A 24,152-nucleotide genomic window follows, 5' to 3' on the forward strand; every position below is an offset into this window, starting at 1 on the left:
TAACAGACTCTCCCCATTTCCCTTCTTATTCGAATTCAACTTCATGTAGCTTATCCGATCCAGTTGGATGTGGATAGAACCCTTTTAAATCCTTTGTACCAGCCAAGATTGGTGTAGAGTGAACAAGCGGTACCCAAGGAGCTTCCTCATGAATGATTTCTTGAGCCTCTTTATATAGCTCGATACGTTTAGCTTCATCTAACTCCGATTGAGCTTCAATGAGTAGTTTATGTGTTTCATCATTCTTGAAATAAGAATAGTTATTGCTTCCAATATTATCTTCATCTAGGAGAACATATAAGAAGTTATCCGGATCTCCGTTATCTCCTGTCCAGCCTAATAAGAATGCGTCCGCTTCCCCATTACGAGCCTTCTCTAAGTATGTTGCCCACTCATACGATACAATTTCTGCTTTAATACCTACATCAGCAAGATTTGCTTGAATGGCTTCCGCTGCTTTTTCACCATCTGGCATGTATGGACGAGGAACTGGCATTGCCCATAGTTCCATTTCAAATCCATCTGCTAATCCAGCCTCTGCTAAAAGTTCTTTTGCTTTTTCCGGATTATATTCATATTCCTCGATAGCGTCATTGTAACCTGCAATAACAGGAGGTATTGGGTTTTTCGCTGTCAAAGCTTGCCCACTGTAGAAAGCATCAATTAACGCTTGCTTATCAATCGCATAGTTCATCGCTTGACGAACTAATTTGTTATCAAATGGAGGACGTGTGCTCGTTAATCCTAAGTAACCAACATTCATAGATGGACGCTTAAATAATTGAAGACTATCATCAGCTTCAACGGACTCCCCGTCAGTTGGATTAATACCATCCGCTAAATCAATTTCTCCCGCTTTTAAAGCATTATAGCGAGCTGTATTATCAGGAATAGATTTAAACACCACTTGATCTACTTTTGGATACCCTTCATTCCAATAGTCATCAAACTTCTCAATGACCACTTTATCATTTCGTTTCCACTCAACAAATTGGAAAGGTCCCGTTCCAGCTCCTTTCGGTCCATCAGCAAATTTATCACCTAGCTCTTCTATTGCTGTTGGACTTGCGATCCCAAATGGGCTCATTGCTAAATTTTTAACAAATGGAGCTTGAGGACGCTTTAGTTTAAATTCTACTGTGAGCTCATCCGTTGCTGTTACGGACTCAATCACATGACCTTCATCTCCCTTGAATCCACCAAACATTGAACCGTAGTAATAGAATTCTTCCTTGTTTCCATTCGCCCAGCGCTCAAAGTTATACACAACAGCTTCTGCATTAAAGTCGGTTCCATCTTGGAACTTTACCCCTTCGCGAAGCTTAAAGGTATACATAAGACCATCGGAAGATGCTTCCCATTCTGTCGCAAGTAATGGTTTAATTTCCGTGTCTTCTTTGCCAAAGTCTACTAATGTTTCAAATATATTTTTCGTAACCTTTAATGATTCCCCATCCGTTACAGCGATAGGATCAAGCTTTACTGAATCGCCACCACGACCAAAGATTAATTGCTTCATTTTGTCATCGTTTTCGTTACCTTCACCAGAAGATTCCTCTCCACATCCTACCAATACTGTAGAAACAGTCAGCAAGAGCAACAACATAATTGACCAAGTTTTCTTCCTCAAAAAAATCCCTCCTAATTTGTCTTTTATATTTTTATGTTACACACCATCTGTTTCTGGAAACAGATGGCACGCAACATAATGACCATTTTCCTGTTTTGTTAGTGTCGGTTGCTTTAATGCACATATTTCTTTTTTATGTGGGCACCTCGTATGAAAGGCACAACCAGCTGGAGGATTCGAAGGACTTGGAATATCCCCTGTTAAAATGATTGAATCCTTTTTGTAGTTCGGATCAGGAATTGGTACAGCTGACAAAAGTGCCTGTGTGTATGGATGTTGAGGTCTTTCATAAAGCTTGTCACTATCAGCAAGCTCCACTACCTTTCCTAAGTACATCACAGCAACACGATCACTAATATGACGCACGACTCCTAGGTCATGAGCAATAAAAATATACGTTAAACCAAATTCTTTCTGTAAATCTTCCATTAAATTAAGTACTTGAGATTGAATCGAAACATCCAAAGCAGATACAGGTTCATCTGCAATTATCAGTTTTGGTTTTGTCATTAAGGCACGTGCAATCCCTATCCGCTGGCGCTGACCACCACTAAATTGATGTGGATAGCGTTTTGCATGATAAGAACTCAAGCCAACGATTTCTAATAGCTCGTACACGCGTTTTTTTCTCTCTCTCTTATCTCCCATTCCATGAACGATGAGAGGCTCTTCTAAAATTTTCTCAACACTATGCCTTGGGTTAAGAGAGGCAAACGGGTCTTGGAATACCATTTGCATATCTCGCCGCACTTTTCGTAGTTCATTGTTTGATAGACTTGTAACCTCTTTATTTTCAAATAGAACTCTTCCATTTGTAGGTTCAATTAAGCGCATAAGCATTCGACCAGTAGTCGATTTACCACAGCCGCTTTCTCCAACTATCCCCAAAGTTTCTCCTTTATTTACAGTAAAGGAAATGCCATCTACAGCTTTTACTTCCTTCACTGTTCTCCCAAAAAGGCCACCTTTCACTGGGAAACTCTTTCTCAAGTCTTCAACTTGTAACAGTGCCTCTGCCATCTTTTGTTCCCTCCTTTGTTGTACCATCATATAAGAAGCAACGTGTACAATGTTCATTCCCTGTTTTATATAATTCAGGAGTTTCTGTCGTACAACGTTCTAAGGCAACTTCACATCGCGGAGCAAATCGACAGCCACTCTTGATGGACCCTGGCTTTGGAACATTCCCAGGAATGGAATAGAGCTTGTCTTTTTTATATCGCATATCAGGCACAGATTGAATTAATCCTTTTGTATAGGGGTGTTGGGGGTTTTGGAAGATTTCTTTAACTGTTCCCTGTTCTACCACTTTCCCCGAATACATAACGATAATTCTTTCGCATACCTCTGCTACAACTCCTAAATCATGCGTAATCAGCATGACTGCGGTATTTGTATCTTCATTTAACTTTTTCATGAGTGCTAAAATCTGTGCTTGAATTGTTACATCTAGTGCCGTTGTAGGTTCATCTGCAATTAATAGCTCCGGTTCACAAGCCATTGCCATAGCGATCATGACCCTTTGCCTCATTCCCCCTGACAGTTGATGAGGATATTCACTTAACAGTTCTTCAGCACGAGGTAATCCTACCTGTTTCAAAATTTCAACAGCCCGCTGCTTCGCTTTCCCCTTGCTCCACTTTTTATGTATACGAATGGCTTCTATTAATTGATTGCCAATTGTGAACACAGGGTTCAAAGACGTCATAGGTTCCTGAAAAATCATCGCAATTTCATTTCCTCTTAAATCACGCATTCGACTCTCAGAAACTTGGACAAGATCTTCCTCCTTAAATAAAATCTTACCGCCGTCAATTTTTCCAGGTGGACTTGGAACTAGTCCCATTACAGAAAGTGAGGTTACACTCTTCCCGCATCCTGACTCTCCCACTACCCCAAGAATTTCCCCTTTATGTATATCGAATGAGATTGAGTCAACCGCTGGAATTTCACCATCATCTGTATAAAATGTTGTTCTTAGTTCTTCTACCTTTAGCAAAGGAGCATCGTTAGCCATTGGCAAGCCTCCTATAGTTGTAATGTTTTAAGTTTTCTGAAATTACTATTTAATTATACAGCTAATTTAGTACTTTTCAAGCTATTTGATAGAATTTTCCTAATATAATTTCAAATCTGTTAATTATATTACATAATATTTAGCCCATCTTCACTCTTAACATTGGGAATTATCAACAGTGATACAAAAAATAATTCCATTATAATCAAAGAGAGTAAAATGGGAGGAAGTGTAAAAGATGAATTGTTGAAGAAACCACATATTCCATTGTATTACTAAATAAAAAAGATATAACTCCTGAAAAAGTTCAAGAATTATACCTTTTAAAGTTCAATGGGAAATTGTTTTCACCTATTAGCCGCTTTTTCTTATTACATATCTAATTGTTGTACTTGAAAAAGTTTAAAGTACTTCCCTTCCTTTTTCATTAGTTCGTCATGTTTACCCACTTCGGCTATTTCTCCGTTTTCCATTAAGATAATGCGATCTGCATGTGTAATCGTAGACAGCCTGTGAGCAACAATTAAAGTTGTTCGTTTTTTGGCTAGTGTTTCCAATGCCTCCTGAATTAAATGCTCGCTTTCTAAATCAAGGGCAGATGTAGCTTCATCTAGAATTAAAATAGGGGGATTTTTCAAGAAGACTCTAGCAATGGCGATTCGCTGTTTTTGGCCTCCTGAAAGCTTAACACCCCTCTCACCAACTTTTGTGTCATACCCTTGTGGTAGTTTTTGTATGAAGTCGTGTGCATTTGCTGCTTTTGCCGCTGCCACTACTTCTTCTTCTGTGGCAAACGGATTGCCTAATAAGATATTCGTACGAACGGACTCACTAAATAATATGTTATCTTGTAACACCATACCGATTTTATCTCGTAAGGAACGAACTTCGAACTTGCGTATGTCTTGTCCATCTAATAATAAGCTTCCCTTAGACACATCATAAAAACGCGGAATTAAACTAATTAAGGATGATTTTCCACCACCGCTCATTCCTACAAAAGCAATGGTCTCACCAGAACGAATATTGAGGTCAATATTTTTTAAAACCATTTCCTCATCTTGGTCATACGCGAAACTCACAGATTGAAACGTAATTTCACCTTTTGTATGTTTACACTCAACTGCCCCCGGCCTGTCATCAATATCATATTGTTCATCCATAAACTCGAAGACACGGTCCATTGAAGCAATGGATTGCGTTAAGGTAGTAGAAGAATTAACTAATCTCCTTAAAGGGTTATACAACCTTTCAACATAGGCTATAAAGGCTGCCATTGTTCCAACCGTTAAATCTCCTTGAATAACTTGGTATCCTGCATAACCAATGACAAAGAGTGGAGCAATATCTGTAATGGTATTTACGACAGCAAAAGCTTTTGCATTCCAACTCGTATGCGCAAGTGCTTTTTTTAAAAAATTGCTGTTTTGTTGTTGAAATTGTTTTTGTTCATAATCCTCTAGCGCAAAGCTTTTAATAACAGGCATCCCTTGCACTCTTTCATGAAGATAGCTTTGTACTTCCGCAAGTGCTTGTGACCTTTCCCTCGTTAAGCCCCGTAAATTTCCGAAGAAATAACGTACTGAAAGAGCGTAAAAAGGAAAGACAAACAATGAAACAATCGTTAAAGAAACGTCTTTACTTAACATAATCAAAACAGCAATCACAATTGTTGCTGCGTCTAACCACAGATTCATAAGACCGGTTATCACAAAATTCTTCGTTTGCTCAACATCATTTATGACCCTTGAAATTACTTCCCCTACTCTTGTATTCGAATAATATTTGAAGCTTAACTTTTGAATATGAGTAAATAAATGATCACGAATATCGTATAGAATTTTGCTTGCTGTCCACTGGGCGTAATATTGTCGATAATACTCTACTGGTGGACGTATTACCAAAAAGACAACCACCATAGCTCCCATTACCCAAAATAATTGAGATACTTTTTCATCTTGTGACATTTCTGTACTTCCAATTACATCATCTATAACGTATTCGATTAAAAGTGGAATGATTAAAGGAATAATGAATTTAATAAGACCAATAATTAATGTACCGATAATTTGGAGCCTATACGGCTTGACAAATTTCAAATATCGCTTTATCACCGTCACCTAGAACTCCTCCTTTCTTCCTTGACCTATTTTACTAGAAGCCACTTTATTTAGCCATCGATTCACATCAAAAAACCTGCTGAAGACTTTCAACAGGTTTTTGCTGATATAGATTAGCGACGATGTGTTAAATAACGTTCATACCAATTATCAACAAAATCTGGTGCAAACGGTCCTTTTCTTTGACGAATCCACCTGACGAGCTTGTCAACATTCTGTTGCAATATTTTATCTATTACATCTGGGTAGCCCATTTGCTTACTATGTGCTTCATACTCATCTTCATCAAGTAGCGTAAAGGTCATATCAGGATATACTTTAATATCCAAGTCGTAATCTATATATTTTATCGCTTCATGATCATACACAAAAGGGGAACTCAAATTACAATAATAATAAATGCCATCTTCTCTTATCATACAAATAATATTAAACCAGAGTTCAGAATGAAAAAAGCAGATAGCCGGCTCTCTAGTAATCCAAGTTCTTCCATCAGATTCTGTTACCATAGTACGATCATTACCGCCGATAATAACATTCCGAGTTCCTTTTAACACGGTTGATTCTTCCCAGATTCGATGGATCTTCCCGTCATGTTTATAGCTATGTATTTGTACTGCTTTGCCTTCAGTGGGAACAGCCATTGAATTTCCCCTACTTTCTAAACATTTTCCTCATCATTTAAGTCTATTATCTTATTATAACGCTTAAAAAAAAATTTTAAAACAAAAGAACCACCGTTTTTTTACGATGGCTCTCATTCTAATTGGTTACCTTAGTCTGGCTATAAGTATGAATTACTTCATTTGTCTGTCTTGTAAATTCTTCTTGAACTTCCTTTAATTCTTTTTTCAACTTTTTAACCTCTTCCTTTACCTTTTCAACCTTTTCCGTTTCATTTCGTTCTATTAGGCCACTCTCCATTTGTTGACACCTTTCAATTTCTGCTTGCAGAAACAGAAGCTTTTCCATCGTCTTTAACTGCTCGCCAACCAATTGATTAAAAGTATCCACTCTCCGTCTCCTCCACCTTTTAAAACGATTTCTCCCTCTTAATTTTCTCTCTATCTATTCAAATTCCTTTGACTTCTTTTGTCGATATGAGGTTTTTAACTTTTTTATAAATAAAAAACCTAGGCTAATGCCTAGGTTTTTAGGGGCTATGGCTGTTGCTGGTTTTGCTGGTATTGCTGATGACCAGAAGCTTGCGATTTTCTTGCTTCTGCTTGTTGGTTTTGTTGTTTGACTTGTTGAGCGTTCGTTTCTGATGCAAACTCAGTTCCATATGGATGTTGAGCTTGCTGACCAGATTGCGCATTCTGTTGTTGTACGTGCTGAACATTTGTACCAGATTGTGTTTGTTTGTTGTTCTTTGCCATGTGTTATCACCTCCACGAATAATAATGTAACCATGAAGGGATAGAACTATCCGAAAAAAAAAAAGAAATAAAAAGAATATTTTACATCAACATTGAACGTCCACCATCCACTATGATTGTCTGGCCTCTAATCATGGAAGCCTCCTCTGATAATAAAAACATTACCGAGTGAACAAGGTCTTCAATCTCCACCATTCGGCCAGCTGGTGTATGTTTTCTAGCATCCGCTAACAATTCTTCTCTGTTTGGAAAATGCTTTAATGCATCCGTATCAATGGCCCCACCAGAAACAGCATTGACAACAATATTTTTTGGAGCAAGCTCTACGGCTAAGTAACGTGTTAGAGCCTCAACAGCGGCTTTTGAAACACCAACAGTCGTATAATTATCCAAATATCTAATTGAGCCTAAAGAAGAAATGCTGATGATTTTACCTCCACCACTTTTCTCCATTCTTTTTGCAGCTTCTTGCGCACAGAATAGCAAAGCTTTGCTGTTAATATTCATCGTCCAATCCCAATGTGATGGCTCTATCTCCATGACCGGGCGCAACACACCAGAAGCTGCATTACTGACTAATATGTCTAATCTACCAAATGTCTCGTCAATTTCAAGAAACATCTTTTTTATCTTATCTACATCACCCACATTAGCTTTTACTAGGAGTGACTTTCTCCCAATTTCCTCAATTTCCTTCGCTACTTCTTGAGCAGCACTTTTACTTCTTGCATAATTTATGACGATATCATACCCTTTTCTTGCAAGCTCGAGGGCTATTGCTCTTCCTAATCCTCTACTACTTCCTGTTACTAAGGCCACTTTATTCATTATTCTTCATCCCTTCTTTAAATATGTTCGAATAAAATTTTCATACTATCAAAAAATAAAATGAAGCTTATCCACCCCACTACATTCATGTCTATAAAAGACATAAAATTATTCGAAATGGAGGTCTTACTATGTACGTTGGACGTGATATGACAGAGCTTTCCATGTTACCTAAGAATGAGTGGAGAAAAAGCGAACTGGCTTTTTTTCACCATGCCTTTCAACAAATTGTGCCTTATTTAAACACCGAAGGTCAAACAATTCATCGTCAAATCGTAGAAGAAATGGAATCCCGCAGTGATTTTCATCGTAAAGAAGCGGATTGGACCCATGGAACAAGAGTTCACTACGAATAATGAGTGAAGTTGTTTAGGGACGGATGCCTTGCAGTCCGTCCTTACTCTATCAAAAAAACTTCTATCTTTCCATAAAGTGAGATTGTGCTTGTTAATTTTTTCACGTTTTTTGACCAGCATGTAACCTGATTTTTTTGATTCATTTTCCCTACATTTGCAATGAACAACATTAGTGCCACTCAAAAAAACAGCCACTTATTATGACTGTTTTCCTTCATTATAATACTTCCACATTTTTTGATGTGATACAGGGAGTGCATATTCTTCTTCCAATTGCTGTGCAGAAATAGCCCGTAAATCTTCTTGCTGGGCAAAATGATGAACTTCCCCTATGTATACTTCCACATTCCACGTTAAATGTGAAAAGACATGATCAATTTTCGTCAATATTCCATTTTCAATCGTAGCATCAATATTATATTCTTCTTTTATATAAGCTTCGACTTGTTTTTTCCCATACCTTAAAGAGCTTATTTCACAATTAGGAAATTCCCAAAGATTTGCTAACAACCCTTCACTTGGACGCTTATGAAGAAGCACGTTTCCCTCCTTATCCTTTAAAATCACAGCCCCAAGCTTCACTTTTTTAGTACTTTTCTTCTTTGTTTTAACGGGTAGCTCTGTTTGTACTCCTTCCGCAAAGGCTTGGCAATGCTCTCGGACTGGACAAAGCAAACAAGAAGGTGAGGTTGGTGTACAAATTAGTGCTCCTAATTCCATAACTGCCTGGTTAAAGTAAGAAGGATTTTCATGAGAAATTAACGCTCTTATCGCCTTTTCAAATACTTTTCGTGAAGAAGGCTTTGCGATATCATCCCATATGGTCAAAATTCTTGACATGACTCTCATTACATTCCCATCAACAGCTGGCTCTGGCACATCGTATGCAATACTTAAAATGGCACCTGCTGTATAAGGTCCTACACCTTTTAGCTTTGAAATCTCATTTAGAGTATTAGGCACTACCCCGTCATATTTTTCATGCACTTCCTTCACAGCTGTCTGCAGGTTACGTGCTCGTGAATAATATCCAAGGCCTTCCCATGCTTTTAATACACTATCTTCCTCCGCTTCAGCAAGGTCTTTTATCGTTGGAAATTTTTCAATAAATCGATGAAAATAAGGGATTACAGTATCTACTCTTGTTTGCTGAAGCATAATTTCTGAAACCCATACTTTGTAAGGGTCTTGGTCTTTTCTCCAAGGTAAATCTCGTTGTTCTGCTTCAAACCAACCAAGTAATTCTTTCTGAAATGTTTTAGTATCGAACTTATCTAGTTGTAGTTCGTCATTTTGCCGCATGCTTTACCTCCAAGATGTTAACGATCCTTGATTTTGGGAATAGATTAACTATAGGCTGTTTTTAGCCCGTAACATTGAATTTTTTTTACACCACCATTAATACATGGATCTAGTTTGCCAAATAATAAATGACGTGGTGCTGTTCTAAGTTTTTTTATCGCATTATAATACGCTTCTGATGGAATCGTAAAGGTTTCCATGTAAATATTATCATCAAGCATTTGCCATTGAATATTGTCAGCTCCATATTGAGAAAGGTTATTCAAAATATACTTAATCTCATGCTCATAAATGTTTCTTTCGCTATCTTTCACTTCATATTGAATGACCATTTGATAAGTATTACTCATTGAAAATTCCTCCTTTTTCACCTATCATTTTTGACAAGTAACTGTGAACGATTTGAAAGGAGATGGTTGCATGGATACTGGTACACATGTAGTAATGGGCTTTGCAATTGCGGGAATTTCTACATTAGATCCTGTTGTAGCAGAAAACACGGCAACTTCTCAAGCCGTATTTATCGCTGCGTTAGTTGGTTCGCAGGCTCCCGACATTGATACAGTGTTAAAATTAAGCAATAATGCAACATATTTACGAAATCATCGAGGCATCACCCATAGTATACCAGCTGTGTTATTGTGGCCTATCGCTATAGTCTCCGTTCTGTACCCTTTTTTTCCTACGGCAAATTTATTTCACTTATGGATTTGGACATTTATTGCCGTATTCCTTCATGTATTTGTCGACATTTTTAATGCATATGGTACACAAGCAATTCGTCCAATCTCATCGAAATGGGTCGCATTAGGAGTAATAAACACATTTGATCTTTATATCTTCGGATTTCATGTTATTGGTTTAGTACTGTGGGGAATTGGCTTTGATCCAGGCTGGACCTTTATTACCATATATGGAATCATCGTCATCTATTATATTCTTCGCTTTATTGCTCAATATTTTGTCAAAATTGCTGTGAGAAAAACGGTTCCAAAGGCTGAGAGAATTATTATATCGCCTACTATCCATTTTTTTCAATGGCGGGTAGCTATTATAACAAAGGATCGCTATTTTGTTGCTAGAGCCTATCGTCGCTCTGTCACTATTTTAGATGAATACAAAAGAATTCCACTTCCTGAAAATGACATTATACAGGCTGCGAAAAAGGACAAAAACATTTCAGCTTTCCTTTCATTCTCTCCAGTCTTCCGTTGGGAAATTGAGTACGATGATGAAAAATATGAAGTACGTTTAATTGACTTACGCTATCGTAGTAACGGGCATTATCCCTTTGTCGCAGTGGTTCATTTAGATCAGAATTTAGACATTTTGAACTCTTATACCGGCTGGATTTTTAGCGAAGATAAGCTTCAAAAGAAGCTAACAATAGAGTAAGCGGTGATATTTTATCACCGCTTCTAGTCAATGGACGCCATTATCTTCATCCGATAACATTTGACTATATTTAGGATTTTTCCCAGCAATAACGTGAAGTTTATCTCCATAAGATTGAATCATTTGAAGCACAACCTTTTCAGCCATATCCGTTCCCTTATATTCCCTTCCAGCTTTGGCATAGGTTGTTTCAAAATCCTCCCATAAAAGTTCCACCCATGTTCTTGCTCGGGACGCTGATAATTTAGGGTTTTTGTGTAGTAATGCATCGGTCAATCGTTGAAAAATCTCATTCATGTATACTCCCTCCATTCCCATTATTTTAACACGATTTACATTCATAAGCTTCTGACGTTTTTTTCATACTAAGAATACGTATTAGAGCTTAGAACTTCCTTTGCTTTAGTACGATAATGGTTAGGAGGTTGTACAATGCGAAATAAAGGAACTGGATTCCCAAATCAGAGTAAGAACAAGTTTAATGGTGAGCCAAGAGCTAAAGCAGAGTACGCTTCTAAAAGAGCAGATGGTACGACAAATACTCACCCTCAAGAACGCATGCGGGCTTCCGGTAACCGTGACAGTGATTCATCAGAACAATAAAGGGGGAATGTAACATGGGAAATATGAAAAATAACTTTTTTAATAATAAGTATTCAAGTCCTTTTAATAAAGGCTGGTATAACCAAAAACATGCTCATTCACAAGCCAATGGACAAACAACTCAGACCCAGGATTTAATCATCTTAGAAAACCAAACACGTAAACGATCATAGAAGGATTCTCAACGTTTATAATCAAATGGCAGACCAAGCAGCGCTTTTTGGTCTGTCGTTTTGATTGTTATATTTGAGGGAGTTTTACCATTTAAATAATAAGAAAGTGACAATCTGAATCTCCATGTTTTGAACTGCGACGAAAGAAAAGGATAGGCTTGGAATCATTCTGCAAATGGCTACTCAATGAATAGGACGTTTAGTTTTTGCAGGGCATTAATCTTTGATGAAACAGACCACTCATTGTGGAATCAAAGATTAATGCATATGAAAAGGCAAAAAAGAGCATTGATGGTCCATGCTCTTTTTTTGCGAATTAATTTATTGAATATTTACGACAAGGAAATTCCTTTCCTTCCAAAAAAGAAGCCATAAATCCTCGCTTGCTTCTTCTTTTCACTTAATTTAAACCACTTTCGCATCTTTTAGCAACGATATTGGAAGTGCCTCTTCTACGTTAGAGCCTGACAAGCGGAATCCCCAGGCAAATACTCCATTTAAATAATCAATTTTAAAATATTCCCCAGGGGAACCCTTTATTTCATATATTTCTCCTTTTTTAAAATCCGCTGGATCAATTAAATATGATTCAGCCATGTTGGCTTTCCTCTCTAATACGGCAAATTCATTAATCATGCCTAATTGCTCCGCCTTTCTAGCTTTCTCTTTTAACGAAGCTATTTCCTGTCTTAATTCATTTTCTGACATTTGGCTATACCTTTTCTCTTGTTCCACGAAAATTCCTCCTCAAGATGAAGTGGGATAATAAAAATGATACAATTATTATATCGTAAAATCATTAGTTCTGAAGATAGATTCAGCTAGAACTAACAACAAGGGAGTGCTAATAATGAAGTCTGTTTTAATAACGGGTGCAAGTTCTGGTCTAGGTAAAGAATTTGCTCTCCTATATAGTGAAAAAGGATATAAAATTTATGCCCATGGTCGTTCCCATTCTAAATTAGCTACGCTGCAAAATAAAATAGAGAGTTCAGGTGGACAAGTCCAAATTATTACGGCTGATTTATCTGACAGAGATGCTGCTTCTAGTATATTTGCAGCTGTATCCGATACAGACACAGTCGATATCCTTATCAATAACGCTGGTGTTGGTTATTTTGGCCCACTTTCTACATCAACATCTGCTGAATTGGAAGAAATGGTCACAACAAACGTTTTTGCACCAATCTCACTCACAAAGGAGTTTATTACTCAATATGACCAGGGGAAAATAGTGAATATCATTTCCACTGCCGGACTACGTGGCAAAGTCAATGAGTCATTGTACGTTGCGAGTAAATTTGCATTAAGAGGCTTTGCGGAAAGCATGCAAAAAGAACTCGCTAGTACAAACATCTCAATTGTCAATGCATATATGGGAGGGATGGATACACCATTTTGGGAAGGAAGCGACCATATTGCTGATCGCTCACGCCTTCGTTCTCCACGAGAAGTAGCACAATTAATTGTAGAGCGAGCAGAGTCAGAATTAGAAATTATTATAGAGTCGAAAAAATAAGTTAATCGTTTTTTAATTGTTCTAATAGGCGATCAATATCCTCTAATGAAAAGCCCTTTCGATAAAGGGCTGCTTTCATTCTTTGAACATATTCATACCCTTCATACTTTGTACTATATCGCTTATGTGCCTTTACCCCTTGATAATATAAGGCATCCCAATTCTCATCCTCATCAGCTTCCACTTTAATTTGGTTGTGGACAGCTTTACTAATCTCAGGTGCATAGCCTTTTCGTAATAATGTTTGATCAATTTTTTGTTTTTTTTGTAATGGAGACAGTTTACTATTTTTTTTCATTGTTTTTTCTGCAATAACAATGGCCTTATCAAGCTCTGCTTCTTTTGTAAAAAGGGACATGACCTCTGCTATAATTGAAGGAGACACTCCCTTTTCAGACAGCTCCTGGCTAACACGCTTTGGCCCCTTATCTGTTGTCGCAATTTGTGTATTAACAAATGCCGTTGCAAACTCTTGATCGTTAAGGTAGGCATAATGTTTCAGCTTATGTATAGTCTCAGAAATAACCTCTTCTTCAATTTCTTTTTTACTTAAATGATCCACTACTTCTTTTTCTGTCCGCATCCGATGACTTAAATATACTAGGCTTATATGAAATGCTTTCTGAATATCGTCTTCAAATTGGATTTCATTTAACAGAAGTTCGTCAATTTCCAACCCTTTTTTTAAATTAAAGGAAATAAGAACATTTTCATCAACACTAAATGCGTATTTTCCATTGATAAAAATATTGTATCGGTCTTGATTTTTTTGTTGAGTCGTTATTTTTGTTATCGTTCGCACTTTTCTACACCTCTTCTTTACTTTAACATATTAAGAGAAAGATGATGGCAAGTTATACGTTAAGTTAATGAAAAAAAAGGAGGTCGAGTAGTCAAATGAAGATTGCGATTACTGGCGGTACTGGCTTTATTGGAAAACATTTAGTGAAAGCACTATTAAAGCACGAACATGAAGTTTATGTACTAACACGGCACCCCTATGAACATTACGATGAAAAAGTAAAGTACATAGAATGGTTAACAGAGGGTAGTAAGCCAGAAGACTTATTAGTCGGTATCGATGCATTTATTAATTTAGCAGGTGAACCGATTAATAATGGGCGTTGGACAAAAAAACAAAAAGAAAAGATTATACAATCAAGACGGGAAACAACACGGGAAGTTCTCCGCATCATGGAAGCCCTCCCGATCCCCCCTTCTGTTTTCATCAATGCCAGTGCAATCGGTTATTATAATGCTTCCAATGAAATGAACTATACAGAATCCTCTACAGAAACGGGAACTGATTTTCTCGCCAATACCGTTGTCGAATGGGAAACAGAAGCGAGTAAGGCGGAGCAATTACCTTTAAGAGTTGCTTATGCACGATTTGGCATCATCTTGGGTCAAGATGGGGGAGCTCTCCCCCGAATGGCACTACCATATAAGTTTTTCATTGGAGGTCCTGTCGGTTCAGGAAGACAATGGCTGTCATGGATTCATATCGAAGACGTCTGTAAAGCAATTATTTTTATTTTAAATCATTCCATAAAGGGTCCTGTTAATATTGTGGCTCCAAATCCTCTGCAAATGGATGAATTTGGCCATATTTTAGGACAAGTTATTCAACGTCCACATTGGTTACCTGTACCATCCCCAGTAATGAAAGCTGTACTCGGTGAAATGAGTACACTTGTTTTAGATGGACAAAAAGTAATACCAGAGGTGTTATTAAAAAATGGATTTGACTTTTCGTATCCCACTCTTAAACCTGCACTAAAAGACCTACTTCAGTAAGGTATGATTCCTGTTATTTAAGGAAAAAATAGGGAGGAATACATACGAAAGGAAGTTTGATGATGGATAAGAAAAAGAAGAGGGACAAAACCAAATCTACACTTTCAAGTGCTCAAGAGGTAACCTATTCTCGCGAATTTAAAATGGCGGACCGTGCAGGTGGTTATGCACCTAAAAAACCTTTATAGGATAACAATTCAATAGTTGAAAATAATAAAATCAGAAAGCAAAAGCTTTCTGATTTTATTTTCTGATAGGAGGCGTTCAAATGGGACGTGCACATAAACATAAAACACGTGATAAGAACAAAAATTCATTGCCCCAAGTACCACAAAATTTAAAAACACAAACATATGATGAAGAATTTTCTGGTGAAGAAGCTTCACTAGAGGCCCAAGCAAGAGCAAATGCAGCAAACCAAAGAATACAAACGAAAAGAAAGAAATAAGAAAAGCGGAGGAGGCTCGCTCTGGGGCGACAGGCAACTGACGCAACACGCAGAAGGTCCTGACCTTCGGAGTGGGATGGCAGTTGACCCCGAGCCACAAGCTGACGGAGCTAGACAATAAGAAAAGCGGAACAGCCCGTTCAGCAACGTATAAACTTGTACCGCTCCGCACGAGATAAAGGAAACACGAATTTCGAAGAAATTTGATGTTGACTTATCGTAAGGAGGAGAGGACAAGTTTACTAGGCGCTGGGCTGTGGAGCTAGACGACAAGAAAAGCGGAGGAGGCTCGCTCTGGGGCGACAGGCAACTGACGCAACACGCAGGAAATCCTGATTTCCGGAGTGGGGTGGCAGTTGACCCCGAGCCACAAGCCGACGGAGCTAGACAACATTAAGGAACGAAGGCTAAGTTCGTGACGTCCTGTCACAACGCCTTCATGACCTACATCCTGTAGGCCTAAGCAGAGTCAGGTCGCCCAGCAGCGACAAGCATTTGGCGAAGCACGTAGAAAATCTGTAAATGAAAAGAATCCATTTTTATAAAGACTACTCAAAAATGGATTCTTTTCTGCATCTTTTTTAATTACAGCACCTATAGGTGTCACTCTAGTTTATTCAGAAAGCATAGTTAAACTAGAAACAGCTAGGTTACCAAAATTATGTATATCTTGTATGTGGTCCAGATGCTCATTCTCATATGTATATAAACTATTGTACATTCTTACAGCAACAGCATTTAATTTTGGAATAACAAGGCAAGAACAACCTGATGCACCTAATATTTGATAACTTCCTTCAGGTAAATCTGTACCCAGTTCATCATAATCACAAGAAACGTTTGGATCCTTCACCCACCAGAAAAAACCAAATTTCGGCAATGTACTTGGGACTGATATAGGGCTTTGAATCGTTGTAGCAAGCTCAAAAACCTCTCTAGGAATGATCTGTTTCCCACCAATATACCCTTTATTTAAATGTAAATTCCCCCAAAAAGCCAGCTCTCTTGCACTTACATACAAATTTCTTTCGTCTCCATCATTAGAGCCAATTCTTAATGAAGGAAAGCTATTTGGAGAATGGATATCACATACTAAAGTACTTTTACCTTCTGTTGCCCATTCTGTACTTTTCCAGCCTAGAGGTTGGAATACTTGATCAGTAAGAATTTGATTGACAGTTTTTCCAGTAGCTTTTTTAAGTATTTTTGCCAACAAATCAGGGCGCTTCCCTTCAATATTGGTTCCTACATCAAATATTCGTTTGACTTCTTTATTTTGGATTTTTAATCCAGTGCATCTTGTTAAAAGATGCCTAATAGTCGTTTCTCCTAAGATTTCTTTATCAAGTTCAGTTAAATACTTAGAAATTTTATCATCAAGAGTTAAATATCCGTCATAAACAGCTATTGCTACTGCTAAGCCTACATAAGTTACTCTAGTCGAATAGACATTAAATTGTGAAGAACAATCAATATTCTTTGCACCCTTTTCAAAGTGGTGGGTACCTGCATACCACTCATGTACAATCTCATTATCCTTTATAATAACTAACGCTCCACCAGATGCATGCATTTCTTTTCTTGTTTTCTCGGAGTATGCTGTTATCTCTTTAAAAACATCTTTCGTTATGGTTCTGCTCACTTATGTTTTCCGCCCTTCTTCCAAATCAATTAGTCGTTATTGTATTTCCGTAACAAATATACTATTATACAAGCTAATAATTACTACCTGGACAGTCTTTCTTTCAGTATCTAAAATGCATGTTCGAACAATCAAATGAATGCAATTGGAAACAATTCCGATTGGAACCATCTGCATGGCTTGCTCCAATAACCATTACTCTATGATCAATGGTCTTATCCGTCTACTTTTCATAATGTATAAAAATGACGCCTTTTCCAAGGAAGGGCGCCATTTTGTGAAAGATTCACCAGAAAGCAAAACGTGATATGCATACTCTTTATAGAGAATTGCTGTTAGTTAATTTTAGATACCAAAAAGTGAAATTGGTGAACTTTAGGGTTAATCCGACGCTTATATTATCGCTTTTAAATAATATTTACTAAAATTCGGTCTCCACAACGTAATCTTGAACTCGGTTTTACATTTTTTCCATTCAGTAGAATCCAACCATCTTTTATGTTTCTTACAATATTGTTCCTGCTAATATCCATGAATCTTTCTGATAGTACTTTATCAATTCGAAAATCACCAATTACTTGATCAATCGTAATTTCAATACGATCAACCTGTGAATTAATAAGTGATTTTAAACAAATTGGAGTGTCATCAGTACTATTTTCGTAACTCTCATACAACCTCACATGATCGGTAAAACTCTTATAAGTTTCAAGTTTTTTATTCCAAGTATGATTTCTCTCGCACTTAAAGATTGCGTATCGGTAAATATTTTTTCCATTAGCATTATGACGTCTAATTAATGTGTCTGTAAAAGTTGAATCTTTACCACAGGTGGAACAATGACGAATTTCTTTTATAACATCATTAATATTTATTAAACTCCAATTTATCTGCTTTAAACTCAATTTCTTCACCTCGTATAAGATAAAGAAACGAAACATCTACAAGGGAAAATTTATAGTATGATATTGTAAAAAAAATAAAAAAAGCCTCCCCAACGGTGAGAGAACTTAGAACAATCAAACTACATTTATTCGTTCCGTTCCTTTGTAATGGGATAAAAAGACAGACTACTCCTAAGAGAAATACCACTGTATTTCAAAGAAGCACTATCCAGTTTGTTGATCCATTACAAAGTAGATGTTGGCATAAACAGAACCTAACCCTTTCTCCATGTAGACTTAATTTTATCTTACCATTACTAGTAATCATTTCCAAGCTTTTTTCCTCATTAGCAATAGCCTAAACCTTCCTGTACACTCATTACTCCGATAAAAATGAAACGAAGTTAGTAGAATTCCTACCGGCCAAATACATATCCATAAGTAACCATAAAGATAGGCAAAATCTCTAAAGTAAAAAAATCAACGGCCATTTTCCGATAAACGATCGAAAAATGGCCGTTGATTGTCTACATATTTCCCTTTATATTACACCATTACTTTACAAATATTATTTGTAAACTCTACCGGATCCTGTATCGGTAATCCTTCAATTAGTAATGCTTGGTTATATAAAAGATTTGTATATAGCTTCAATGTTTCTTGATCTTTTTCGTAAGCATTTTTTAATGATGTGAATACTTCATGGTTCACGTTAATCTCAAGAATTTTATCCGCTTTTACATTTTGATTATCTGGCATTGCATTCAAGATTTTTTCCATTTCGATTGACACTTCTCCCTCTGTCGATAGACAGACAGGGTGATTCTTTAGCCTCTTGGATACTTTTACATCTTTTACTTGGTCTGTTAGTACATTTTTCATAAAAGTAAAAATTTCTTTATATTCGTTCTCATTTTCATCAGAATCATTTTTCTTATCATCTGTATCAATACCTAAATCTCCGCTAGCTACCGACTTAAATTCTTTCTCTTTATAGTTCGTTAGCATACGAATCGCAAATTCATCAATATCCTCATTGAAATATAAAATCTCATAGCCAGAATCAGCCACTAGCTCAGTTTGAGGCATTTTCTCAATTCTTTCGTACGACTCTCCTGAAGCAAAATAAATATACTTTTGATCTTCAGGCATTCTCGAAACATACTCATCTAATGTTACAAGCTTTTTCTCCTTGGAGGAATAAAACATTAAAAGGTCTTGTAAAAGGTCTTTATTAGCACCAAAGTCACTATATACCCCATATTTTAGTTGACGACCAAATTCCTTATAGAACTGATCGTACTGTTCACGCTCATTTTTCAAAAGAGTTTTTAACTGATTGGTGATTTTATTTTTAATGTTTTTTGCAATAAATTGTAATTGGCGATCTTGCTGTAAAATTTCACGAGAAATATTTAATGATAAGTCTTCCGAATCCACCATTCCTTTTACAAAGCTATAAAAGTCAGGGAGCAAATCAGCACACTTATCCATAATGAGGACACCATTTGAATATAGCTCTAGCCCTTTTTCATACTCTTTGGAGTAATAATCAAATGGAATCTTCTCAGGAATATAAAGAATGGCATTATAGCGAACAGCACCGTCTACACTAATATGAATATGCTTTAAAGGCTTATCAAAACCGTAGTGTTTTTCCGTATAGAATTGCTCATAATCTTCCGTAGTAAGCTCATTTTTATTCTTTTTCCAGATAGGTACCATACTGTTGATGGTATCTTCTTCCTGATATTGCTCAAGCTCATTTTCATCGTCAGCTTTTGGCTTACTTTTCGTAACATCCATTTTAATTGGGTAGCGAATAAAATCAGAGTATTTTTTGATAATACCTTTTAGGCGATTCTCTTCTAAATACTCATCAAATTGCTCATCTTCCGTATTTTCTTTAAGCTTAAGGGTGATTTCTGTTCCAATTGGCGCACCATCTACTTCTTCAATTGTATACCCTTCCGTACCTGTTGATTCCCATTTATAGCCCTTGTCATTTCCTAATGCTCGGCTAATTACTGTTACAACATCCGCAACCATAAACGCTGAATAAAAGCCGACACCAAATTGACCAATAATATCATGTCCATCCTTTAATTCCGTTTCTTTTTTGAAAGACAAGGAGCCACTTTTTGCAATGGTCCCGAGGTTGTTCTCTAGCTCCTCCTTCGTCATTCCAATCCCTGTATCGGAAATTTTAAGCGTACCATTCTCTTTATTAGCACTAATTTTAATAAAATAACTATCCTTGTCAAAGCTTAACGAATCGTCTGTTAATGCTTTATAGTAAATTTTATCAATGGCATCACTTGAATTCGAAATTAATTCTCGTAAAAAAATCTCCTTTTGAGAATAGATGGAATTAATCATCATTTCTAAAAGGCGCTTTGATTCCGCTTTAAATTGTTTCTTTGCCATATAAATCTCTCCCTCCAAATATGTAGGACAAACGTTTTAGCACTCTAATTCAAAGAGTGCTAATACTATTTAAATACCATATCGCCTAAATTGTGTCAACTCTACTCATCATAAACAGCGGTTAACCACATACCAGCTTTATTGTTATTGACTGCTGATGAAAAAAAATTGTCCTTTCGTCCTTAAACCAACTATATTTTTTTGTCAATGTAACGATGGGTCCTCAATATGCCCTTTATTTACGTTCAATATAAATTCCATTTCTATTTTGCCATTCGAATAACTCCCGATTCCGTTCATTGAACGGTCAAGAAAAGTTTCATTACCGTCCTGGTCATAGGAAATCCAATGATAACTAATACCTTGATTTGGAGAAAAGTCGTTAAAAAACATATTAGGTTGTTTTGCTGATTCTACTTTTCTCGATGTATTCATGAAGGTTACCCACTCTTCAGGGAACTTCATCAAACCATAAGAATTTTTATTGAGAGACACTTTTTTCTTTAACAGTACACCTGGAGTATAGGTTTCTATCCCTCCTAAGGATAAATAATTTCTATCATTTTTTAAATAAAATTGAAAAGAACTTACTTGATCCTCAGGGTGAACATTCCATACGATACGATATGACGAAGGATTGTTTCTATCAACCTTCCATACCGTAGGTACTCCATTTGTATCAATCGTGTCAACCTTCCATTTATTTTTCTCCCATATCCAATAGCTTAGTCCATAGTCGTCGGTGGTAGAAATAAAAGGAACTAATCCATGACGTTCATCAACAGAAATCGTGTCTTGAATATCACTTGCGTCTGCTTCTGGAAAGGTGCTATTAATCTCCGCAACTAGTTGTTCATGTGTTGGAAACGAAGTAGGCTTTGAATAATTCAACAAATATAAACTAACTAAAAAAATTGAAACTATACCGATTCCAATAAAAACCCATGCCTTTCTCTTCTTCATCTTTATTCCACCTCCTCTAATATTGAATTTTCAGAGCGAAAGTACAGTTGTTTCTGCGATGTTGATATTAATAACCCTTTCCCATCTTTCTCAATATAAATCATGGAATCTAACCCACTTCCCCATTTAGATTTCGTTCCAACTAGCTGATAGGGAAATCGTTCCTTAGGTTCAGTATTTATAAAGGTCTCTTCATACCACACATCACTGTAAATCTCCTCTTGTCTCATTGAATTGATTTCATTAGATAAACTTTCTTTAATTAGACTACGTTCATTTGCTGATAGGTGAGTATTAATAATAGACGCATTCCCTACATTTGCAATATAGGTTGTCGGTTCACTTTTTGGATATACAGCCTGATGGACCGGCCCTTCTATTAATGTTGTTACCAAGAAAAGATAATTTGCGAAAAATCCTAACCAAGCAAACGCTCGGTATTTCTGCCATTTTCCATTCCTTCTTTTAAGAACTAAATACATGAGCCATACACCAAGAGGCAAAATAGATAGCTTCAATATATTTCCCATGAGATTAAAATTGATGGTAAAAGAGAAAAGCCCTACACATATAACAATAATAATCTTCCATACTTTAGGTTTTTCAGTTTGTCTCTTATAAATTAGATATGAAAAAAATACAATGACACACCATGATAAAATGAATCCTAATGCTGCTATTAAATTAAATGTAAAGTCAAAATTCACTTCCATTTTCACCATCTCCTATTTTTACCTTCTTTATAGTTAGGGCTTCTAAGCTAATTTCATTTTTGGGCTTAGCCTTGCCTAAGATTTAAATATACACTTTAAAATTTTTTAATTAAATAATAGAATGATTAAAAAATTACAAATATTAATCCAATCGAACAGAAATGTAGCGATAGAGTCTTAGGACGCTATCGCTACACTTTCATAGATGATTACATTCTATGTTCGGGAAATTCTCACTGTTTATTTCCCTTTAATACTAATCTCGTCACAGACTCCACATGTGCCGTTTGAGGAAACATATCAACAGGTTGAATGTATTCTATCGTATATTTTGAACTTAATACTTTTAGGTCACGAGCTAAAGTAGAAGGGTTACAGGAAACATAGACCATTGTTTTCGGCTTTACTGTAAGAACGGTTGAGAGAAACTTATCGTCACACCCTGTTCGAGGTGGGTCTACCACAACTACATCTGGTCTCCACCCTTCCTTTTTCCAGCATGGTAACCACTCTTCAGCCGTCCCCACTTTGTAAATAGCGTTTTCTACACCGAATTTTTTCGCATTTTTCTTTGCATCCTCAATTCCCTCTCGTACGACATCCATTCCACGAATCTCTGCTGCACCATCGGCAAGCCATAATCCTATCGTACCAACTCCACAATACGCGTCAACGAGCTTCTCTTTTCCAGTGAGAGCCGTAGCCTTCTTTGTTTCATTGTATAATTTGACCGTTTGCTCTGGGTTTAGCTGAAAGAAAGCACGAGCAGATAATTCATATGTAAAATCAGCAAGCTGTTCTTCAATCACTTCCTTACCAGTTAAACGAATTGTTTCCTTTCCAAATATCAGAGAAGAGGATTTCGGATGGATGTTTTGCATAACTGATACAACTTGCGGCATTCTTTTTTGAATTTCCGATGCGATTACATCTTTCCTCGGGAGTTCTTTTTTGGCGGTTACGAGAACCACTTGAATTTCACCCGATTGAATGCCAACTCGTGTGACAATTGTTTTGACAATCCCTTTTCTCCCTTTTTCTTGGTAGATTGGGACGTTGAAATCAGCTAAAACTTGTTTCACAACATTCACGACTTTATTCGCATGAGGATGTTGAACGATGCATTCTGGGATATCTATTAACTTATGGGAATTTAAACTATAAAGTCCTGCAATAACTTTTCCCTGCTTCACTCCCACTTGAAATTGACTTTTATTTCGATAATGCCATGGATGCTCCATCCCCATTGTTGGACGGATATCCAATGTATTTAGATGAAATTTCGTATGACGCTCTAACGCTTGTACCACGATATCACGTTTTTCAACTAGCTGCTGCTCATAGGCTAAATGTTGTAGCTGACACCCACCACATTGAAAATACACTGGACAAGGAGGTGTCGTACGGTGAGGTGATTTCTTTCGTAGTTTTACTATTTTTCCTTGTGCAAATTTATTTTTAATATCCATCGCCTTTACGACCACTTCCTCTCCAGGAAGAGCCCCAGGAACAAAAACGACTTGCTTTTTAAAATAGCCTACTCCTTCTCCATTTATCCCTAAACGTTTTATCGTTAAGGGAAATTCCTGTCCTTTTTTAATGGCAATATTACTCTTTGTTTGTTGTTTCACTTTTCTCACTTCCAATTTCTATACTTCTCAATATTTTAAAAAGAGCTTCTATTCTAAAATAATTCCTCAATGGTTTGTTATCAAACAAGAGGTTATCATGCTTGAATCCCCATATTCAATTTCCAGAAGGTTGATATTCTAGCCTTTTGCCTTTACCTTTCAAGCACTATCTTTCATGAATTAAAATGGACCTTTTGCGGTGAAGGTAGGACAAACCGTTCCATTGAATGTAAAACAAAACGATATGATTCTGGTTCATTATCCATTCTTACAAGAGCTGTAAAAATTAAATTCTAACACAGTAGAGACTGTGTTTTACAAAAAT

The 24,152-nt window shown here is 36.7% G+C and carries 27 protein-coding genes; 8 read left to right on the forward strand and 19 right to left on the reverse strand.

Translation table 11 applies throughout. The annotated features are described in order from the left end of the window. Positions 1 to 25 precede the first annotated feature (25 nt). From WAK64_RS15935 to fabL, 8 genes are all read right to left on the reverse strand, one after another. Positions 26 to 1,606 (reverse strand): ABC transporter substrate-binding protein, encoded by a 1,581-nt coding sequence (locus WAK64_RS15935; protein WP_336588098.1) that lies wholly within the window; start codon positions 1,604 to 1,606, stop codon positions 26 to 28. Positions 1,607 to 1,666: 60 nt separating this feature from the next. Then, positions 1,667 to 2,650: an ABC transporter ATP-binding protein gene (locus WAK64_RS15940; protein ID WP_336587987.1), complete on the reverse strand. Its 984-nt coding sequence runs from the start codon at positions 2,648 to 2,650 to the stop codon at positions 1,667 to 1,669. Continuing rightward, positions 2,625 to 3,647, reverse strand: a complete 1,023-nt coding sequence (locus WAK64_RS15945) for an ABC transporter ATP-binding protein (protein WP_336587988.1) — start codon at positions 3,645 to 3,647, stop codon at positions 2,625 to 2,627. Before WAK64_RS15945 ends, WAK64_RS15940 begins: the two co-directional genes overlap by 26 nt. Positions 3,648 to 4,018: 371 nt before the next feature. Next, complete coding sequence (locus WAK64_RS15950) at positions 4,019 to 5,767, reverse strand: ABC transporter ATP-binding protein (protein ID WP_336587989.1); 1,749 nt, start codon at positions 5,765 to 5,767, stop codon at positions 4,019 to 4,021. 113 nt (positions 5,768 to 5,880) lie between these two features. After that, the gene (gene ntdP, locus WAK64_RS15955; protein ID WP_336587990.1) at positions 5,881 to 6,411 is read right to left on the reverse strand and encodes a nucleoside tri-diphosphate phosphatase; all 531 of its coding nucleotides are present in this window, start codon (positions 6,409 to 6,411) and stop codon (positions 5,881 to 5,883) included. 118 nt (positions 6,412 to 6,529) lie between these two features. Further along, the gene (locus WAK64_RS15960; RefSeq protein ID WP_336587991.1) at positions 6,530 to 6,781 is read right to left on the reverse strand and encodes a YgaB family protein; all 252 of its coding nucleotides are present in this window, start codon (positions 6,779 to 6,781) and stop codon (positions 6,530 to 6,532) included. A gap of 146 nt (positions 6,782 to 6,927) precedes the next feature. Beyond that, complete coding sequence (locus tag WAK64_RS15965) at positions 6,928 to 7,146, reverse strand: gamma-type small acid-soluble spore protein (protein WP_336587992.1); 219 nt, start codon at positions 7,144 to 7,146, stop codon at positions 6,928 to 6,930. A gap of 81 nt (positions 7,147 to 7,227) precedes the next feature. Continuing rightward, positions 7,228 to 7,974 (reverse strand): enoyl-[acyl-carrier-protein] reductase FabL, encoded by a 747-nt coding sequence (fabL, locus tag WAK64_RS15970; RefSeq protein ID WP_336587993.1) that lies wholly within the window; start codon positions 7,972 to 7,974, stop codon positions 7,228 to 7,230. 131 nt (positions 7,975 to 8,105) lie between these two features. On the opposite strand from fabL, the gene WAK64_RS15975 reads away from it, so the two are divergent. Further along, on the forward strand, positions 8,106 to 8,330 hold the full coding sequence (locus WAK64_RS15975) for a hypothetical protein (protein WP_336587994.1): 225 nt from the start codon (positions 8,106 to 8,108) through the stop codon (positions 8,328 to 8,330). A gap of 198 nt (positions 8,331 to 8,528) precedes the next feature. On the opposite strand, the gene mutY is transcribed toward WAK64_RS15975, so the two are convergent. Together mutY and WAK64_RS15985 are read right to left on the reverse strand one after the other, a co-directional pair. After that, positions 8,529 to 9,632 (reverse strand): A/G-specific adenine glycosylase, encoded by a 1,104-nt coding sequence (gene mutY / locus WAK64_RS15980; protein WP_336587995.1) that lies wholly within the window; start codon positions 9,630 to 9,632, stop codon positions 8,529 to 8,531. A 44-nt stretch (positions 9,633 to 9,676) separates the two neighbouring features. Beyond that, on the reverse strand, positions 9,677 to 9,982 hold the full coding sequence (locus tag WAK64_RS15985; RefSeq protein ID WP_336587996.1) for a hypothetical protein: 306 nt from the start codon (positions 9,980 to 9,982) through the stop codon (positions 9,677 to 9,679). A 70-nt stretch (positions 9,983 to 10,052) separates the two neighbouring features. On the opposite strand from WAK64_RS15985, the gene WAK64_RS15990 reads away from it, so the two are divergent. After that, positions 10,053 to 11,027, forward strand: a complete 975-nt coding sequence (locus tag WAK64_RS15990; RefSeq protein WP_336587997.1) for a metal-dependent hydrolase — start codon at positions 10,053 to 10,055, stop codon at positions 11,025 to 11,027. Between the two features lie 27 nt (positions 11,028 to 11,054). On the opposite strand, the gene WAK64_RS15995 is transcribed toward WAK64_RS15990, so the two are convergent. Next, the gene (locus WAK64_RS15995) at positions 11,055 to 11,324 is read right to left on the reverse strand and encodes a YfhJ family protein (protein WP_336587998.1); all 270 of its coding nucleotides are present in this window, start codon (positions 11,322 to 11,324) and stop codon (positions 11,055 to 11,057) included. A gap of 135 nt (positions 11,325 to 11,459) precedes the next feature. Between WAK64_RS15995 and WAK64_RS16000 the strand changes: the two genes are divergently transcribed. Both WAK64_RS16000 and WAK64_RS16005 read left to right on the forward strand, forming a co-directional pair. Beyond that, the gene (locus tag WAK64_RS16000) at positions 11,460 to 11,630 is read left to right on the forward strand and encodes a small, acid-soluble spore protein K (RefSeq protein WP_336587999.1); all 171 of its coding nucleotides are present in this window, start codon (positions 11,460 to 11,462) and stop codon (positions 11,628 to 11,630) included. A gap of 14 nt (positions 11,631 to 11,644) precedes the next feature. Continuing rightward, positions 11,645 to 11,803 carry a YpzG family protein gene (locus WAK64_RS16005; protein ID WP_336588000.1) on the forward strand — a complete coding sequence of 53 codons (159 nt, stop codon included), beginning with the start codon at positions 11,645 to 11,647 and terminating at the stop codon, positions 11,801 to 11,803. A 405-nt stretch (positions 11,804 to 12,208) separates the two neighbouring features. On the opposite strand, the gene WAK64_RS16010 is transcribed toward WAK64_RS16005, so the two are convergent. Further along, on the reverse strand, positions 12,209 to 12,538 hold the full coding sequence (locus WAK64_RS16010) for a YfhH family protein (protein WP_336588001.1): 330 nt from the start codon (positions 12,536 to 12,538) through the stop codon (positions 12,209 to 12,211). A gap of 115 nt (positions 12,539 to 12,653) precedes the next feature. Between WAK64_RS16010 and WAK64_RS16015 the strand changes: the two genes are divergently transcribed. Continuing rightward, positions 12,654 to 13,322 carry an SDR family NAD(P)-dependent oxidoreductase gene (locus WAK64_RS16015; RefSeq protein ID WP_336588002.1) on the forward strand — a complete coding sequence of 223 codons (669 nt, stop codon included), beginning with the start codon at positions 12,654 to 12,656 and terminating at the stop codon, positions 13,320 to 13,322. A 1-nt stretch (position 13,323) separates the two neighbouring features. Here WAK64_RS16015 and recX read toward each other — a convergent pair whose 3' ends face one another. Beyond that, positions 13,324 to 14,124 (reverse strand): recombination regulator RecX, encoded by an 801-nt coding sequence (recX, locus tag WAK64_RS16020; protein ID WP_336588003.1) that lies wholly within the window; start codon positions 14,122 to 14,124, stop codon positions 13,324 to 13,326. A gap of 95 nt (positions 14,125 to 14,219) precedes the next feature. On the opposite strand from recX, the gene WAK64_RS16025 reads away from it, so the two are divergent. The 3 genes from WAK64_RS16025 to WAK64_RS16035 all read left to right on the forward strand — a co-directional run bounded on the left by WAK64_RS16025 (position 14,220) and on the right by WAK64_RS16035 (position 15,567). Further along, a complete protein-coding gene (locus WAK64_RS16025; RefSeq protein WP_336588004.1) occupies positions 14,220 to 15,119 on the forward strand; it encodes a TIGR01777 family oxidoreductase in 900 nt (299 codons plus the stop codon). A 62-nt stretch (positions 15,120 to 15,181) separates the two neighbouring features. Then, entirely contained in the window at positions 15,182 to 15,307 is a 126-nt protein-coding gene (locus tag WAK64_RS16030) for a YfhE family protein (RefSeq protein WP_336588099.1), read from the forward strand. Positions 15,308 to 15,387: 80 nt separating this feature from the next. After that, positions 15,388 to 15,567, forward strand: coding sequence for a YfhD family protein (locus tag WAK64_RS16035; RefSeq protein ID WP_336588005.1), 180 nt, complete (start codon positions 15,388 to 15,390; stop codon positions 15,565 to 15,567). 613 nt (positions 15,568 to 16,180) lie between these two features. On the opposite strand, the gene WAK64_RS16040 is transcribed toward WAK64_RS16035, so the two are convergent. The 6 genes from WAK64_RS16040 to rlmD form a co-directional block, all read right to left on the reverse strand. Next, positions 16,181 to 17,209 (reverse strand): serine hydrolase domain-containing protein, encoded by a 1,029-nt coding sequence (locus WAK64_RS16040; protein ID WP_336588006.1) that lies wholly within the window; start codon positions 17,207 to 17,209, stop codon positions 16,181 to 16,183. A gap of 407 nt (positions 17,210 to 17,616) precedes the next feature. Further along, a complete protein-coding gene (locus WAK64_RS16045) occupies positions 17,617 to 18,114 on the reverse strand; it encodes a S4 domain-containing protein (protein ID WP_336588007.1) in 498 nt (165 codons plus the stop codon). A gap of 525 nt (positions 18,115 to 18,639) precedes the next feature. Next, positions 18,640 to 20,520 carry a molecular chaperone HtpG gene (htpG, locus tag WAK64_RS16050; RefSeq protein ID WP_336588008.1) on the reverse strand — a complete coding sequence of 627 codons (1,881 nt, stop codon included), beginning with the start codon at positions 20,518 to 20,520 and terminating at the stop codon, positions 18,640 to 18,642. 204 nt (positions 20,521 to 20,724) lie between these two features. Next, positions 20,725 to 21,483, reverse strand: coding sequence for a hypothetical protein (locus tag WAK64_RS16055; protein WP_336588009.1), 759 nt, complete (start codon positions 21,481 to 21,483; stop codon positions 20,725 to 20,727). Positions 21,484 to 21,485: 2 nt separating this feature from the next. Then, positions 21,486 to 22,196, reverse strand: coding sequence for a hypothetical protein (locus tag WAK64_RS16060; protein ID WP_336588010.1), 711 nt, complete (start codon positions 22,194 to 22,196; stop codon positions 21,486 to 21,488). A 233-nt stretch (positions 22,197 to 22,429) separates the two neighbouring features. Further along, on the reverse strand, positions 22,430 to 23,827 hold the full coding sequence (gene rlmD / locus WAK64_RS16065; RefSeq protein ID WP_336588011.1) for a 23S rRNA (uracil(1939)-C(5))-methyltransferase RlmD: 1,398 nt from the start codon (positions 23,825 to 23,827) through the stop codon (positions 22,430 to 22,432). Positions 23,828 to 24,152 lie beyond the last annotated feature (325 nt).

The sequence above is a fragment of the Bacillus spongiae genome, assembly GCF_037120725.1.
GTDB classification, from domain to species: Bacteria; Bacillota; Bacilli; order Bacillales; family Bacillaceae_K; genus Bacillus_CI; species Bacillus_CI spongiae.

Bases quoted from the DNA above. Each gene is read 5' to 3' on its own strand.
- WAK64_RS15935 (WP_336588098.1), bottom strand. From the start codon at position 1,606: ATGTTGTTGCTCTTGCTGACTGTTTCTACAGTATTGGTAGGATGTGGA.
- WAK64_RS15940 (WP_336587987.1), bottom strand. From the start codon at position 2,650: ATGGCAGAGGCACTGTTACAAGTTGAAGACTTGAGAAAGAGTTTCCCA.
- WAK64_RS15945 (WP_336587988.1), bottom strand. From the start codon at position 3,647: ATGGCTAACGATGCTCCTTTGCTAAAGGTAGAAGAACTAAGAACAACA.
- ntdP (WP_336587990.1), bottom strand. From the start codon at position 6,411: ATGGCTGTTCCCACTGAAGGCAAAGCAGTACAAATACATAGCTATAAA.
- WAK64_RS15965 (WP_336587992.1), bottom strand. From the start codon at position 7,146: ATGGCAAAGAACAACAAACAAACACAATCTGGTACAAATGTTCAGCAC.
- fabL (WP_336587993.1), bottom strand. From the start codon at position 7,974: ATGAATAAAGTGGCCTTAGTAACAGGAAGTAGTAGAGGATTAGGAAGA.
- WAK64_RS15975 (WP_336587994.1), top strand. From the start codon at position 8,106: ATGTACGTTGGACGTGATATGACAGAGCTTTCCATGTTACCTAAGAAT.
- mutY (WP_336587995.1), bottom strand. From the start codon at position 9,632: ATGCGGCAAAATGACGAACTACAACTAGATAAGTTCGATACTAAAACA.
- WAK64_RS15985 (WP_336587996.1), bottom strand. From the start codon at position 9,982: ATGAGTAATACTTATCAAATGGTCATTCAATATGAAGTGAAAGATAGC.
- WAK64_RS15990 (WP_336587997.1), top strand. From the start codon at position 10,053: ATGGATACTGGTACACATGTAGTAATGGGCTTTGCAATTGCGGGAATT.
- WAK64_RS15995 (WP_336587998.1), bottom strand. From the start codon at position 11,324: ATGAATGAGATTTTTCAACGATTGACCGATGCATTACTACACAAAAAC.
- WAK64_RS16000 (WP_336587999.1), top strand. From the start codon at position 11,460: ATGCGAAATAAAGGAACTGGATTCCCAAATCAGAGTAAGAACAAGTTT.
- WAK64_RS16005 (WP_336588000.1), top strand. From the start codon at position 11,645: ATGGGAAATATGAAAAATAACTTTTTTAATAATAAGTATTCAAGTCCT.
- WAK64_RS16015 (WP_336588002.1), top strand. From the start codon at position 12,654: ATGAAGTCTGTTTTAATAACGGGTGCAAGTTCTGGTCTAGGTAAAGAA.
- WAK64_RS16025 (WP_336588004.1), top strand. From the start codon at position 14,220: ATGAAGATTGCGATTACTGGCGGTACTGGCTTTATTGGAAAACATTTA.
- WAK64_RS16030 (WP_336588099.1), top strand. From the start codon at position 15,182: ATGGATAAGAAAAAGAAGAGGGACAAAACCAAATCTACACTTTCAAGT.
- WAK64_RS16035 (WP_336588005.1), top strand. From the start codon at position 15,388: ATGGGACGTGCACATAAACATAAAACACGTGATAAGAACAAAAATTCA.
- htpG (WP_336588008.1), bottom strand. From the start codon at position 20,520: ATGGCAAAGAAACAATTTAAAGCGGAATCAAAGCGCCTTTTAGAAATG.
- WAK64_RS16055 (WP_336588009.1), bottom strand. From the start codon at position 21,483: ATGAAGAAGAGAAAGGCATGGGTTTTTATTGGAATCGGTATAGTTTCA.
- WAK64_RS16060 (WP_336588010.1), bottom strand. From the start codon at position 22,196: ATGGAAGTGAATTTTGACTTTACATTTAATTTAATAGCAGCATTAGGA.